The sequence below is a fragment of the Gramella sp. MT6 genome, assembly GCF_019357415.1.
In the GTDB taxonomy this organism is placed as follows: Bacteria; Bacteroidota; Bacteroidia; order Flavobacteriales; family Flavobacteriaceae; genus Christiangramia.
This window is the reverse complement of the sequence record NZ_CP048410.1, coordinates 1,766,745-1,781,016: the sequence shown is the minus strand read 5'-3', so window position 1 is coordinate 1,781,016 and position 14,272 is coordinate 1,766,745. Positions and strand designations below refer to the sequence as shown.

15 protein-coding genes are annotated in these 14,272 nt (G+C 38.5%); 8 read left to right on the top strand and 7 right to left on the bottom strand.

The annotated features are described in order from the left end of the window. Positions 1-31: 31 nt before the first annotated feature. The 3 genes from G3I01_RS07965 to G3I01_RS07955 all read right to left on the bottom strand — a co-directional run bounded on the left by G3I01_RS07965 (position 32) and on the right by G3I01_RS07955 (position 2,507). A complete protein-coding gene (locus G3I01_RS07965; RefSeq protein ID WP_219552578.1) occupies positions 32-1,063 on the bottom strand; it encodes a PorT family protein in 1,032 nt (343 codons plus the stop codon). Between the two features lie 108 nt (positions 1,064-1,171). Continuing rightward, positions 1,172-1,957, bottom strand: coding sequence for a hypothetical protein (locus G3I01_RS07960; protein WP_219552576.1), 786 nt, complete (start codon positions 1,955-1,957; stop codon positions 1,172-1,174). After that, positions 1,944-2,507 carry a sigma-70 family RNA polymerase sigma factor gene (locus G3I01_RS07955; protein WP_219552792.1) on the bottom strand — a complete coding sequence of 188 codons (564 nt, stop codon included), beginning with the start codon at positions 2,505-2,507 and terminating at the stop codon, positions 1,944-1,946. The genes G3I01_RS07960 and G3I01_RS07955 overlap by 14 nt, the downstream gene beginning before the upstream one ends. Positions 2,508-2,641: 134 nt before the next feature. Here G3I01_RS07955 and rluF point away from each other — a divergent pair, with 134 nt between their 5' ends. The 4 genes from rluF (at position 2,642) to G3I01_RS07935 (ending at position 5,449) form a co-directional block, all read left to right on the top strand. Continuing rightward, positions 2,642-3,442: a 23S rRNA pseudouridine(2604) synthase RluF gene (gene rluF / locus G3I01_RS07950; RefSeq protein WP_219552574.1), complete on the top strand. Its 801-nt coding sequence runs from the start codon at positions 2,642-2,644 to the stop codon at positions 3,440-3,442. A 112-nt stretch (positions 3,443-3,554) separates the two neighbouring features. Next, positions 3,555-3,977 (top strand): VOC family protein, encoded by a 423-nt coding sequence (locus G3I01_RS07945; protein WP_219552572.1) that lies wholly within the window; start codon positions 3,555-3,557, stop codon positions 3,975-3,977. A 31-nt stretch (positions 3,978-4,008) separates the two neighbouring features. Then, complete coding sequence (locus G3I01_RS07940; protein ID WP_219552570.1) at positions 4,009-5,028, top strand: AI-2E family transporter; 1,020 nt, start codon at positions 4,009-4,011, stop codon at positions 5,026-5,028. Between the two features lie 19 nt (positions 5,029-5,047). Beyond that, complete coding sequence (locus G3I01_RS07935) at positions 5,048-5,449, top strand: YkvA family protein (RefSeq protein WP_219552568.1); 402 nt, start codon at positions 5,048-5,050, stop codon at positions 5,447-5,449. A gap of 31 nt (positions 5,450-5,480) precedes the next feature. On the opposite strand, the gene G3I01_RS07930 is transcribed toward G3I01_RS07935, so the two are convergent. The 3 genes from G3I01_RS07930 to argS all read right to left on the bottom strand — a co-directional run bounded on the left by G3I01_RS07930 (position 5,481) and on the right by argS (position 9,711). Beyond that, on the bottom strand, positions 5,481-6,383 hold the full coding sequence (locus G3I01_RS07930; RefSeq protein WP_219552566.1) for a bifunctional 5,10-methylenetetrahydrofolate dehydrogenase/5,10-methenyltetrahydrofolate cyclohydrolase: 903 nt from the start codon (positions 6,381-6,383) through the stop codon (positions 5,481-5,483). A gap of 47 nt (positions 6,384-6,430) precedes the next feature. Beyond that, the gene (ffh, locus tag G3I01_RS07925; RefSeq protein WP_219552564.1) at positions 6,431-7,759 is read right to left on the bottom strand and encodes a signal recognition particle protein; all 1,329 of its coding nucleotides are present in this window, start codon (positions 7,757-7,759) and stop codon (positions 6,431-6,433) included. 173 nt (positions 7,760-7,932) lie between these two features. After that, positions 7,933-9,711 carry an arginine--tRNA ligase gene (argS, locus tag G3I01_RS07920; protein ID WP_219552562.1) on the bottom strand — a complete coding sequence of 593 codons (1,779 nt, stop codon included), beginning with the start codon at positions 9,709-9,711 and terminating at the stop codon, positions 7,933-7,935. Positions 9,712-9,822: 111 nt separating this feature from the next. Here argS and G3I01_RS07915 point away from each other — a divergent pair, with 111 nt between their 5' ends. Further along, entirely contained in the window at positions 9,823-10,248 is a 426-nt protein-coding gene (locus tag G3I01_RS07915) for a hypothetical protein (RefSeq protein ID WP_219552560.1), read from the top strand. 109 nt (positions 10,249-10,357) lie between these two features. Next, positions 10,358-10,990 carry a MarC family protein gene (locus G3I01_RS07910; RefSeq protein ID WP_219552558.1) on the top strand — a complete coding sequence of 211 codons (633 nt, stop codon included), beginning with the start codon at positions 10,358-10,360 and terminating at the stop codon, positions 10,988-10,990. Here the strand turns inward: G3I01_RS07910 and G3I01_RS07905 are convergent, their stop codons facing one another. Further along, entirely contained in the window at positions 10,991-11,194 is a 204-nt protein-coding gene (locus G3I01_RS07905) for a hypothetical protein (protein ID WP_219552556.1), read from the bottom strand. A gap of 69 nt (positions 11,195-11,263) precedes the next feature. Between G3I01_RS07905 and G3I01_RS07900 the strand changes: the two genes are divergently transcribed. Together G3I01_RS07900 and G3I01_RS07895 are read left to right on the top strand one after the other, a co-directional pair. Next, complete coding sequence (locus G3I01_RS07900; protein WP_219552554.1) at positions 11,264-12,700, top strand: SDR family oxidoreductase; 1,437 nt, start codon at positions 11,264-11,266, stop codon at positions 12,698-12,700. A gap of 25 nt (positions 12,701-12,725) precedes the next feature. After that, positions 12,726-14,231 carry a BCCT family transporter gene (locus tag G3I01_RS07895; protein ID WP_219552552.1) on the top strand — a complete coding sequence of 502 codons (1,506 nt, stop codon included), beginning with the start codon at positions 12,726-12,728 and terminating at the stop codon, positions 14,229-14,231. Positions 14,232-14,272: the final 41 nt, after the last annotated feature.

The following is a 14,272-nucleotide window of genomic DNA, read 5'->3' as shown; positions in this document are numbered from 1 at the left end:
CCCTGCAAAATTACAAATTTATACCGGCTAATTAATCTACATCAAAACGAAGTCCAAGGGAAACATTATGAAGTTCTACGTTAGGGTCGTCAAAAATTGGATTAAGGTCATATTTGGCATAAACCGTAGCCCAGCCCCAACCTAAATATCCGCTTAAACCGTAGACAAAATCATTAGTATTATAACCTCCCTTAAGTTTATCTTTCTGCTTATCTCCATCCACCTTGTATTTCAGTTTCTGGCGCTCTCCAATATTGAATCCGGCGTAACCACCAAGTCCAATTTTGAATTTTCCTTTAGTAGAATACCTCAGGTAATTCTCAGATTCAGTTTTAGAAGATGGTCCAAATTCAAAATGAATTGGCGCTACAAGTTTATCCATCCTAAATTTTGATTTATCCAGATCATATTCAAAATCTGTCAAAAATGTTTCATCTCCATCCTGAACGAAATACCGGTTATCTGTTGGCTTCAACCCATCAAACTGAAACGAGAAACCATACTTTAAACGCAACCAGTTTGAATTTTTGAAAACCCTGGTTTTCCACGCCCAACCAAGTTCAAAGAAACGGCTTCCTCCAATTTTAAAATCGGAATCATTCAATGATTGTCCTTCTTCAAGGGCATTATTGAAACCAGCTGCTATCACCAGGTCACTGGAAGTTCTCTTATCATACTTTTTATTACGGACATTATTCACCCGAACAGTGACCACTTTCCCATCATCTCCAAAGGCGATGTAACCGGTTTCGTTTTCATTACGCTCATCGAATTCATATTCATTTTCCATGATGGCGATGCGGTTTTCAATATTTTTAGCATGAAGTTCTGCAGCCTCCTTTTTCAAAGCCTCAGCCTGCCCCGGAGTTACCTCTCCTTCTTCCAGAAGTTTATTTAACTTTTCAACTTTAATCCTTAGTTTTTCCTTTTCTTCTTTGATGATCTCTTCTCTTTTAGACTCCAGGATCTCTTCCTTACTTTTTTTCGGTTCTTCCTGGCAATAGGCGTAATTACTCGAAAAAGTGAATAAGGCCAGAGTAAAATAAATAATGATAGATTTCATAGTTCGATTGTTTTTCGTTTTCTTCAGATTAAGACAAAAGTCTTCCTCATCAGATTTTGATTGATGAATGACCCTTTCGGGATAATTGATATTTAAATGATTATTTGATTACTCGTTTCTGGTGGCCACAGCCGTCTTAGCCTTTAAAAATTCCTCTTTCAAGAAATCGAAAACCTCTTTTCTAAATGACTGGTCTACCTCGTATTCCACATCAGCAAGTAAAGCATCTGCACTCACAGCATTTTCAGAATAAAGATTTCTTTGATTGCTAATCTCTATCGCTGCCTCTGCAAGGAGTGCGTCAACCTCAGCATTCGTTAGGTCTCCCGATTGTTCCTGCTCATTTTTGATCTTCTGCAGAACCTCCTGCACCTTGGCAGACAATTCAGTTGAAGAATTTTCAACGATCACCGCAGGCTCTATAGAAATTGGTTCTACTAGCTGTCGCTCAGAAGAAGATTTCGATATATCCTCTTCTAATTTTTCAGCTTTCTTTAGAGTTGTACTTTCAGCCACTTTTTGCTCTTTTTCAACAGGTCCTGGATCCATAATTTCAGACCTTTTATCTTCCTGCACTCTCTTTTCAGCTTTTTCTTCTGAAGCTACCTGAACCGGTTCATTAACAGAAATCTTATTCTTGTTTACATCATTCGCTTCTTCGGCTGGATTACTCACCACCGGAAATGTGTTTTGCTGCTGCTGATCTATAAAAAGGGTACTCGCGATCAGCAAAACCACTACCGCAGCAATTGCTGAGATCCATAGTTTTCTCCCTGAGCTTTTTTCAGATTCATCAAGCCTGGAACTCAATTTATCCCAGCTACCTGCCGACGGCTGAATTTCTCTTTCATCCAGCTTCTCCTTTACATGCTCTTCAAATTTAATTGGCGCCATAAACTGATGAATTAATTGTTTTTAATTTTTCCTGAAGCATTTTTCGTGCTTTAAATAATTGGGATTTTGAAGTCCCTTCAGTAATATCAAGCATTTTAGCAATTTCTGAATGCTTGTAACCTTCTACCGCATACATCACAAAGACCATTTTATAACCTTCAGGCAAAGCATCTATGATAGTTTGTATATCGGCCACATCCATTTTAGAATTTATGTTATTGAAGACCTCTTCATTTTCAAATCCCAGGTCTTCCTGGAATTCCAGTTTCTTATGCTGTCTTAAAAAGGAAATTGATTCCCTAACCATGATCTTTCTAATCCAGCCTTCAAAACTGCCATCATCTTTAAAATCCTTCAAATGCTTAAAAACCTTGAAGAACCCGTTAAGCATTACTTCTTCTGCATGATGTATATCTTTTACATACTGCCTGCAAACGCTCAACATCTTAGGTGAATGCTTTTCATAGATCCTTTGCTGAGCATCACGGTTGCCCACCGATGCTCTTTTTATCAAAGAGGATTCATTTTTAAAAAGCTGTATAACTTTCACCATTTTCACAAGGCCTTCTATTTATATAGACGTAGGAAAGTTACAAAAGGTTGCCTGAGGTTTTAAATTTTTTAAATTTTTTCGGTTTCGCCTCTCAATTTCTTATCTCGTATCTTTGCAGCAGAATAATTTTTATGGCAGAAGAAGTTCGAATAAACAAGTATTTAAGTCAGTTAGGATATTGCTCCAGAAGAGAAGCAGATAAACTGATAGACCAGGGTAGAATTACTATTAACGACAAGGTTCCGGAAATGGGAACAAAGGTTATACCGGGAGACCTGGTAAAAGTTGATGGCAAACCTGTTTCAAAAGAAGAACTTAAAGAACCAAACGTTTATATCGCCTTTAATAAACCCGTAGGTATTGTTTGCACCACAGATACCAGGGTAGAAAAGGACAATATTATCGATTACATCAACTATCCAAAGAGGATATTTCCTATCGGCCGACTTGACAAACCTAGCGAGGGATTAATTTTTCTTACTAATGATGGCGATATTGTGAATAAAATTCTTCGTGCCCGCAACAACCACGAAAAGGAATACGTGGTATCGGTTAATAAGCCTATTACTTCAGAATTTATCAGGAAAATGTCATCAGGTGTCCCTATTCTGGATACGGTGACCCGGGAATGTGAAGTCGAAAAACTTGGTCATCATACGCTCAGAATTATTTTAACCCAGGGACTCAACCGGCAGATACGCCGAATGTGTGAATTTTTAGGCTATGAAGTTACCTCCTTGAAAAGGATAAGGATCATGAACGTATCCCTGGATATTCCGGTAGGAGAATGGCGTGATTTAACTTCAGAAGAATTAAAAACCATAAATGATCTTACTGACGAATCTACCAAAACCGAAGAAGGTTCCAGATTAGAGACTGCACAGAAACTGAATCCAAGACGGGGGAAACGGCCCAGAAAACCTAAATCTTAACAGAGAATTAGCTTAGGTAGCTAGATGGTTGTAATTGGTTCTTATTAATTTAGGTCGCCTGTAATCCGGGCAAATATTTTATCTTTAAACTTATAAGATTAACCAATTAAGTATGAAAGTACAACCATTTCACCTTGCGATACCTGTTTCAGATCTTGAAAAATGCAGAAAATTCTATAAAGAAACCCTGGGTTGCGGCGAAGGTCGCAGTAGTGACCATTGGGTAGACTTCAATTTTTTCGGTCATCAACTGGTAATCCATTACCAGGATCCAGAAGAAACTAAAACATCTACCTCCAATCCTGTTGACGGAAAAGAAGTTCCCGTACCTCATTTTGGTGTGGTTTTGCAATGGGATGTTTTTCACGAATTTGCGAAACTGCTTGAGTCCAAGGACATCAAATTCATTATTGAACCATATATAAGATTTGAAGGCAAACCTGGGGAACAGGCAACCATGTTCTTTAAAGACCCAAGCGGGAACGCTCTTGAATTCAAGGCATTTAAAGACATGAGTCAACTTTTTGCTACCTAAAAGTATTTTTTAAACCAGCCAACCAACCAAAATGGATAGACTTAAACCGTCTTTAGTACGCCAGATATTTGTTCTGTTGCTAATATTGTTTTTAGTAATATTAATTATTACCGAGGTTCTCCCTTACCTCTCGGGAATTCTGGGCGCAGTTACTTTATATGTTATCCTTAAAGGCTGGATGAAGAAATTATTAGATCGGGGTTGGAAACCTCCATTGGCTGCATCAGTATTAATGGCTGGATCTTTTGTGGGAATTCTTATTCCTGTCACCCTTATAGCGATTATGCTAACTTCAAAAATTGGAAAAGCCGTGGCAAATTCTGAGCGTGTACTCAGTGCTTTGAAGAAACAATTGAATAATATCGAAAATACAATAGGTTACAATGTAAGTTCAAGCATCGACACTTCCTCTGTGACCAACTGGATCTCTTCGAATCTGCAGAATCTTGCTGGTGGCACATTTAATGCCTTTATCGCTATTGGGATCATGTACTTTATGCTTTATTACATGCTAACCAACAGGCAATCTTTACGGGAATCCATGCTCACATATATTCCATTGGGGAAAGACAACTTAAGGATCATTGGAGATGAAAGCAACCAGCTTGTAAAGTCAAACGCACTTGGAATTCCCCTTGTGGCATTTGTTCAGGGAATTATCGCCCTGATAGGATTTTTAATTTTTGGAGTACCAGATCCATTTTTCTGGTTCGTGATCACCGCTATAGGATCTATGATCCCCTTTATTGGAACAGCGATAGGGATTATTCCCGCGTCTATTCTTCTATTCGCTCAAGGAAGCGATTTCCAGGGTATTGCCCTGCTAATTTATGGGTTTGTAGTTGTTGGTTCAACAGACAATATTATCAGATTATACGTCCTGGAAAGACTCGCCAGCGTGCATCCATTGATCACCCTTTTCGGAGTGATTGTAGGAGTTCCGCTTTTTGGTTTTATAGGACTCATATTCGGGCCATTACTAATTTCTCTTTTCATCCTGATATTGAGGATTTATAAGAAAGAATACGGTAACGCCCATCACAGATTATAGACAATTAAATCTAGAACACATGTTTGGAAAAAAGAAAAGTACGATCGATGAAGATTTTGTAAAGACCGAAGTAACAAAGATCGATGAAGATGATGTGACCATTGCTATGGACAGCAGAGAAGAAATCGACGAAAAAATAAACAATTCGGGATTACTCCAAAAGTATAGTGAGCTTGGTAAAGTTATGTTTGGAATGCTGAAAGATTACAGAAAAGGAGTTTATACAAAAGTTCCTTGGTTTACGATCGCCACTATCGCTTTTGCCTTTTTATACATTTTAAATCCCTTGGATATTATTCCAGATTTTATTCCTGGGCTAGGATATATCGACGACCTTGGAGTACTCACCTTCGGACTCAGATTTATTGAATCTGATCTCCACAATTATCTGGACTGGAAATTGGAACAACAGGATTCATAAAAAAAGAGGGAACTTAGATTCCCTCTTTTTTTTATCTCTTTTTTGCGTCCAACGCTCTTTTATTATGCCTTTCCCTGGCAAGTAAGGTGTTTTTCAACAACATCGATACCGTCATAGGGCCAACTCCCCCAGGCACTGGAGTAATATAGGAAGCTCGTTTACTTACGTTCTCGAAATCCACATCTCCCTTGATCACATATCCTCTTTCAGCATGGTCATCTGGAACTCTGGTTATTCCTACATCAATAATCACAGCATCATCCTTGATCATTTCAGCTTTTAAAAAGTCTGGTATCCCAACGGCAATGATTATAATATCTGCCTGTGAAGTTACCTGAGTGATATTCCTGGTGAACTCATGTGTAAGTGTTACGGTTGAATTCCCTGGAAACCCGCTTCTTCCCATTAGAATACTCATAGGCCTTCCCACGATATAACTTCTTCCAATAACCACGGTATGTTTTCCTTTGGTAGGAATGTCGTATCGCTCTAATAATTCCAGAATACCGAATGGAGTAGCTGGGATAAAACTGGTCATATCCAAAGCCATTTTCCCAAAATTTGTTGGATGGAATCCATCCACATCCTTATCTGGGTCTACAGCATTCAGTACTTTTTGGGTATCGATTTGTGGAGGCAAAGGAAGCTGAACGATAAAACCATCAATTTCGTCATTTTGATTAAGCTCTTCGATCTTATCCAGCAATTCCAGTTCACTAACCGTATTAGGAAGTCTGTATAGTGAAGATTCAAAACCTACCCTTTCGCAAGCCTTTACTTTACTGTTTACGTAAGTCATACTCGCCCCGTCCTTACCTACAATAATTGCAGCAAGATGCGGAACTTTTTCTCCACGCTTTTTGATTTTGGTAACCTCAGCAGCAATTTCATCCTTGATGTCATTACTGATCTTCTTACCGTCAAGTATCGTCATTAATTTGTTGTGTGTTAGTTGTTGTTGTGTGTATTGAATTTGAGGGCTTATTGCATTCCCTTCATCATTTGCATCATTTTACGGCCACCGCCACCTTGCATCATCTTCATCATTTTGCCCATCTGGTTGAATTGCTTCAATAACTGGTTCACTTCCTGAACGGTAGTTCCAGAACCTTTTGCAATTCTTTTCTTTCTGCTGGCGTTTATAACTTTAGGCTCGCTTCTTTCTAAAGGGGTCATCGAGTGAATAATAGCTTCAATTCCTTTAAAGGCATCATCGTCGATATCTACATCTTTCAGCATCTTACCTGCTCCCGGGATCATTCCAAGAAGATCCTTCATGGACCCCATTTTCTTGATCTGCTGAAGCTGATTTAAGAAGTCATCAAATCCGAATTTATTCTTCGCGATCTTTTTCTGAAGTTTCCTCGCTTCCTCTTCATCATATTGTTCCTGTGCTCTTTCAACAAGAGAAACAACATCTCCCATCCCCAGGATCCTGTCGGCCATACGGGAAGGGTAAAAAATATCTATAGCATCCATCTTTTCACCGGTACCGATGAACTTGATAGGTTTATTAACTACAGATTTAATAGAAATCGCAGCACCACCTCTGGTATCACCATCTAACTTGGTAAGTATAACCCCATCGAAATTAAGTCTTTCGTTGAAGGTCTTTGCAGTATTCACTGCATCCTGACCGGTCATGGAATCCACCACGAATAAAGTTTCGTGTGGTTGTATTGCTTCATGAATATTTGAGATCTCGGTCATCATCGCCTCGTCTACAGCAAGACGACCCGCGGTATCTATTATAACTACATTATGCCCATTTTCTTTCGCATATGCAATAGCATCTTTAGAGATCGCAACCGGATCCTGATTTCCTTCATCTGAATAAACCTCAACACCAACCTGCTCACCTACTACGTGTAACTGATTGATCGCCGCCGGACGGTAAACGTCACAGGCTACTAAAAGAGGTTTTTTGGTTTTCTTGTTCTTTAGAAAATTCGCCAGTTTACCAGAGAAAGTAGTTTTACCACTACCCTGCAAACCAGACATCAAGATTATTGAAGGATTTCCGGAAAGATTAATACCTTCAGCTTCACCTCCCATTAATTCTGTAAGCTCATCCTTCACGAGCTTCACCATTAATTGTCCCGGCTTCAAAGTATTTAATACGTTCTGCCCAAGTGCCTTTTCTTTTACCGTATTGGTAAATTCCTTGGCAATCTTGTAATTCACATCGGCATCAACCAGCGCTCTTCTTACCTCTTTAAGGCTTTCAGCAACGTTTATTTCAGTAATTTGCCCATGTCCTTTCAGGACGTGAAAGGCACTATCTAACTTATCGCTTAAATTATCAAACATAATCTTTCCTGTAGTTTTATTCTATTGCTGCTAGGCAGCGAATTGCAAATTTAATGATTTGAAGCTGAAGTATAAAGTTCATCTTCCAAAATTCATTTCTTTTCAATTTAGATGCTGAAACAAGTTCAGCATGACGAAATTCACACTTCGTTATTCTGAATTCATTTATCCTGTTACATCCTTTCCGGAACCTCAATTCCTAGTAGCTTAAATGCCGACTTGATAACATTCGCCACTAAATTGGATAACTGTACTCTGAAAACTTTTTCTGCTTCATTTTCAATTCCCAGAATTTGAACATTCTGATAAAAAGAGTTGAATGATTTCACGAGTTCATAGGTATAATTGGCTATTAAAGCTGGTGAATGATTTTCAGCCGCGAGAGCAACGGTCTTCGGAAATAACTGAACTTGCTTTATTAATTCCTTCTCTTTCTCATGGAAACTGAAGTCATTAGCAAGATCTGCTGAAGTATCAAATTCTGCTTTCCTTAAAATGGACTGAATCCTGGCATAAGTATACTGGATAAATGGCCCGGTATTCCCCTGGAAATCTACAGATTCTTCAGGATTGAAAAGAATACGTTTTCTTGGATCCACTTTCAGAATATAATATTTCAATGCACCAAGCCCAATAATTCGATAAAGTTCTTCTTTTTCAGTTTCTGAATATCCGTCAAGCTTGCCAAGTTCCTCTGAAATATTCTTAGCGGTTTCAGCCATTTCTTTAATAAGATCGTCGGCATCTACAACTGTTCCCTCGCGGCTTTTCATTTTTCCGCTAGGCAGATCCACCATTCCGTAGCTTAAATGATAAAGAGCATCTGCCCAGTCATAACCCAGCTTTTTCAGAATTAAGAACAATACTTTAAAATGATATTCCTGCTCGTTACCAACCGTGTAGACCATCTGGTTGATATCAAAATCTGCAAATCTCTGGATTGCCGTACCAATATCCTGGGTCATATAAACCGCAGTCCCATCACTTCTAAGAACGATCTTCTCATCAAGGCCTTCATCACTAAGATCTATCCATACACTGCCATCTTCTTTCTTGAAGAATACTCCTTCTTCAAGGCCCTTCTGAACATTATCCTTACCTAATAGATAGGTTTCGCTTTCGTAATAATTCTTATCAAAATCAACTCCAAGAGCATCGTATGTTTTTTCAAATCCGTCATAAACCCACTGGTTCATGGTAGACCATAATTTCACTACTTCAGGATTGTTCGCCTCCCATTTTCTCAGCATCTCCTGAGCCTCTACAAAAATTGGAGCTCCAGCTTTTGCTTCATCTTCAGACTTTCCTTCCTCCTGTAACTGAGCTATTTCCTTTTTATATTCCTGGTCAAATTTCACATAGTAATTCCCAACCAGCTTATCACCTTTCAATCCTGTAGATTCAGGAGTTTCACCATTACCAAATTTCTGCCAGGCCACCATGGATTTACAGATATGAATTCCACGATCATTGATCACCTGCACTTTGTAAACTTCATTTCCGGCAGCTTTTAAAATTTCAGAAACCGAATATCCCAATAGGTTATTTCTAATATGCCCCAGGTGAAGTGGTTTATTGGTATTCGGAGAAGAATATTCTACCATGATCCCGCTTGCATCGCTTTGCGGAAGAAGAATCCCAAAATCCTCTCTATCTTTTACCTCATTAAAAAAGTTGATATAATACTTATCACTGATCACAATATTCAGGAATCCCTGGATAACATTATAAGTGGCAACCTCATCTACTTCCTTTTCAAGATATTTCCCAATATTTTCAGCTAATTGCGCCGGATTGGTCTTTATCTGCTTTAGCATAGGGAAAACCACTAAAGTGATATCACCTTCAAAATCCTTGCGGGTAGGCTGAAATTCGATGTTTTCAGGTTCTACTTCATAATGTTTCTTGACGGCTTCGTTTACTTTTGAGGCAAGAATTTGTTCGATATTCATTTTCCTATGCTTTTTGGCGTATTTCCACTAATTAAGTGCGCAAAGATAAAAAGAATTGGAGTTTCAAGAGCCAGGCTTTATGCTCAAATCCTTATATTTAGAAAAAAAGAAATGCTAATTAATATTTCCTACAATCGCCCGGCGATCTCAGACAAAATAAACAAAGAGGTGGGAAAGCCGTTTACACTGTTCGAAAGAGTAAAACTTAGAGGAACAGGATCTCCAAAATTACAGATCACTTCTACCAGCATCGACATCTACAACCTGCTAATTTTAGACAATAATGCTAATGTTTGTAATGTTGAAATGCGCAATAATGGAATTATAGTCATGTTCAGGTCTATCCTGGAAACCTATGCTCTGGTGATCCCCTATTACAAACTTAATCTTTACAAAGGCAAATCTGAAGAATACAGCATTTACAAAGATCATCATTTTATCAAGGTAAAGGCAGATAAACCGGGAATCCACAAATTCTTCAAAAAGATTATAGATTATAAATCAGATAACGCACCAACACAGGTGGGAGACCTGTAATAATCTTTTATTTACATACTAAGGTATTTGATGCGTTTTGTTTAACGCAAAGATGATTTCATTTTAATTTTTCACAGGAAAAGCTGACGCAATTTTGCTGAAAAAATCAATGGAATTATTTATTTATGTTTTCGCTGCTTTATTTTCTGTTATTAACCCACTTGGAACCGTCCCCATATTTGTAGGTCTCACCAAAGAAGATACAAAAGCAGAGAGATCGAAAACTTCAATTCTAACTGCGGTTAATATTTTTGTAATCCTGCTTATTAGTTTTTTTACGGGAAGATATATTTTGAATTTCTTCGGAATAAGCCTTGATTCTCTTAGAATAGCCGGCGGACTTATTATCACGACTTCCGGCTTTGCTCTACTTACTGGCTCCTTCTCAAAACATAAAGGGATGGATAAACCGAAGGTGAAGGAAGATGCCTATCAGAGGGACGGGGTTTCCCTTACCCCTCTGGCCATACCAATGCTCGCAGGGCCTGGATCGATCTCATTTTTAATTGGGCTTTACCAGGAATACCAATCGTGGAACGATAAACTAATCGCAGTTGCAGCCATATTTGGAGTTTGCCTGGCCACCTTGCTTGTCCTTAGAAGTTCTCATTATATAGTGGCGATACTGGGCGCATCAGGTATTAATGCGATCTCAAGGATCATAGGATTTATAGTGATCGCGATTGGAGTAGAATATATTAGTTCATCTTTGATGAATATTCTTAACAATGTATTTAACTAATTACCTTTTATTAAAGGCCAATCCACCAACCAGCGAAAGCAGACCAAAAACGATCATGGCATAAGATTGGGTATTATCACCATGAGCTTCGAATTGTAACGGACCCGCATCTATAGAAAACTCTGGTGTTATCAGGTTATAAACTCCATATCCAACAAGTCCAACTCCAATGATGAGGAGGACAAATTTCAACACGTTATTCATTTAATAAAGTTTTACTAATCTGGGGTGAAAGTAAGAATTAAATCTCTAATTTGATTTCAAATTCTTCAAATGCGCATATTAGTTACGGGTGCCAATGGTTATATAGGAATGAGGCTTCTGCCGCAATTACTCGAGCAGGGCCATGAAGTTATTTGCGCGGTTCGTAACAAAAACCGATTTACTTCCAATGAAGAACTCAAAGAAAAAGTTGAGATCGTTGAATTGGACTTCCTGAAGGATCATAAAGCTCCCGAAAAGATAAAGGATATTGATGTAGCCTATTATCTTATACATTCCATGACCGCTTCTACTAAAGATTTCGACAAGCAGGAAGCCGAAGCAGCCAAAAACTTTAATAAGATGATGGCCGAAACCTCGGTGAATCAGGTAATTTACCTTAGCGGAATCATTAATGAAGAAAAACTTTCCAAGCATTTAAAGTCGAGAAAAGCTGTTGAAGAGATCCTTTATAAGGGCAAATTTCACCTCACGGTATTAAGAGCTGCCATTATTGTAGGCTCAGGAAGTTCCTCCTTTGAGATCATCAGAGACCTTTGCGAGAAGCTCCCTGTAATGGTCACGCCAAAATGGGTGAAAACCAAATCACAGCCTATTGCTATAAGGAACATCATACAATTTCTCACCGGAGTGATTGGCAACGAAAAGTGTTATGATAAATCCTTCGATGTTGGTGGACCGGATGTACTTACCTACCAGGAGATGATGGAACAATATGCCGAAGTACGCGGATTGAAGATCTGGATAATAGGGGTTCCCTTCATGTCTCCTAAACTTAGTTCTTACTGGTTATATTTTGTCACCTCAACCTCTTACAAACTAGCCCAGAATCTTGTGGACAGCATGTCTGTAGAAGTTATCACTAGCGATACCCGTCTTCAGGAATTATTGAATATTGACCTTATTCCCTATAAAGAGGCAATTAAACTTGCTTTTTATAAGATCGAGCAAAACGAGGTGATCTCCAGCTGGAAAGATTCTTTAAGCAGCGGAAGGTTTAGAAAAGAACTTAATAAATATGTTCAGATCCCAAAATATGGCTGCCTTCAGGATAAAAAATCTGTGAAGGTTGATGATCCTGAGGAAACTTTAGAGCGCGTTTGGGCCATTGGCGGTCTCAACGGGTGGTATTATGGAAATTGGCTTTGGAAAGTGAGAGGTTACCTGGATAAACTGGCCGGCGGAGTGGGACTAAGAAGAGGAAGAACCAATCCGAATAAGATAAATGCAGGAGATTCCCTGGATTTCTGGAGAGTCTTACTTGCCGATAAAGAAGAAAAAAGATTATTGCTTTTCGCAGAAATGAAGGTACCGGGGGAAGCCTGGCTGGAATTTAAGATAGACGATAAGAATGTTCTACACCAAAATGCTACTTTTAGACCAAAAGGCTTATTAGGCAGAGCATACTGGTACGCAATGTATCCTTTTCACTTCTTCATATTTGAAGGGATGATCAATAGAATTGCCAAGGGAGGGAAAAAAACTTAAATTCATGATCTAAGAACTACCCAATTTGAAATTAGCTTTAAATACTTTACTAAAAAATAAAGTTTTCTCGATCCCAGCGATCCTTCTTCTTCTAAGCTCAATTTTAATTATTCTTTTTACCGATGAATTCTACAATAGCATCGAAATAATCTCATTATGGGTTAGGGAATATTTTGGAGCTTTTTACCTATGGCTGGGATTGGGTTGCGTTTTTTTCTTACTCATTGTCGCTTTTTCTAAATTCGGAAAGATAAGATTGGGGAAATCTCCACCGGAATTTGATAAGCTTTCCTGGATCGCCATGTTATATTCGGCTGGAATGGGCGCTGGTATATTATTAAGAGCTGTTCAGGAGCCAGTGTTCATGTACCTTAATCCACCTATCGCAACTGGAGAAAGCCCGGAAATTATTTCTTTAGAGTATACCTTCTATCAGTGGGGCTTTACCGCCTGGGCATTTTACGGCCTCTTTGCTTTGGTTATTGGTTATTCCATTTTCGTGGAAAAGTCTGATGTAAGGTTAAGCTCAGGGTTTTCTGCTTTTAAACAAAACAGCTTTTTACCCTCATTCATAGATATACTAACTATTCTTACCACTGTAATAGGACTTGTCGCGGCCATTGGCCTGGGCACTACTCAAATTGAAGGAGGTTTAAGTCATATAGAGTCCAGACAGCCAGGTTCATTGTGGCAAAATATGGGTTTAGTATTCCTCACTTGTTCTTTAGCCTTCTTTTCGGCCTGGGCTGGAGTTAGTAAGGGAATCAAAAGAATATCAAACTGGAATATTTATATTGCCCTCATTCTTATGCTCTTTGTCTTTTTAACTGGCAATATCAGTGAGATCCTTCTCAATTTTTTCAGGTCATTTTACCATTATATCCTCGAATTTATTCCGCTTAGCCTGGCATCAGGAAATTATAACCCTGGAAAAGAATTTCTAACCGACTGGACTTACTACTATTGGGCATTCTGGTTAGCGTGGGCGCCTTTTACAGGGATTTTTATCGCGAGAATTTCCAAAGGGCGCACGCTAAGAGAGATGATATTAGGTGTTCTATTGATCCCTTCAATTGGTAGTTTCTTTTGGTTTAGTGTATTTGGAACTTCGGCATTTGAGTTAATTGAGAGCTGGAATTCTTATAACGATGAATTTGGAAATGTTTTCACTTCTATGTTCGTTTTTTTTGAATCTTACCCTTTTCCATTCGTCACCAGTTTTATTGTAATGATACTTCTTATTAGTTTCCTGGTAACATCGGTGGATTCGGCAATATTCGTATTAAGCATGTTTACCGATAATGGAAAACAGGAACCCAGGAAAAGATATCGTTTAGCCTGGGCAATCTTAATTTTGATCTTTTGTGAAGCCATCATTATTTTAGGACAGGTAAAACCAAATTCAAATGTTCTTACCGCGATGCAAAAACTGCTTATTATAACCTCACTCCCTTTCGCAATTTTTAGTCTCCTACTCGTAATACTTTTTACCCGAAAAATTTTCAGAAAAAGGAATTCCTATAAAAAATAATCTAATTTTTTCTTAATAAAAACTACCAAACTTCTGAAACC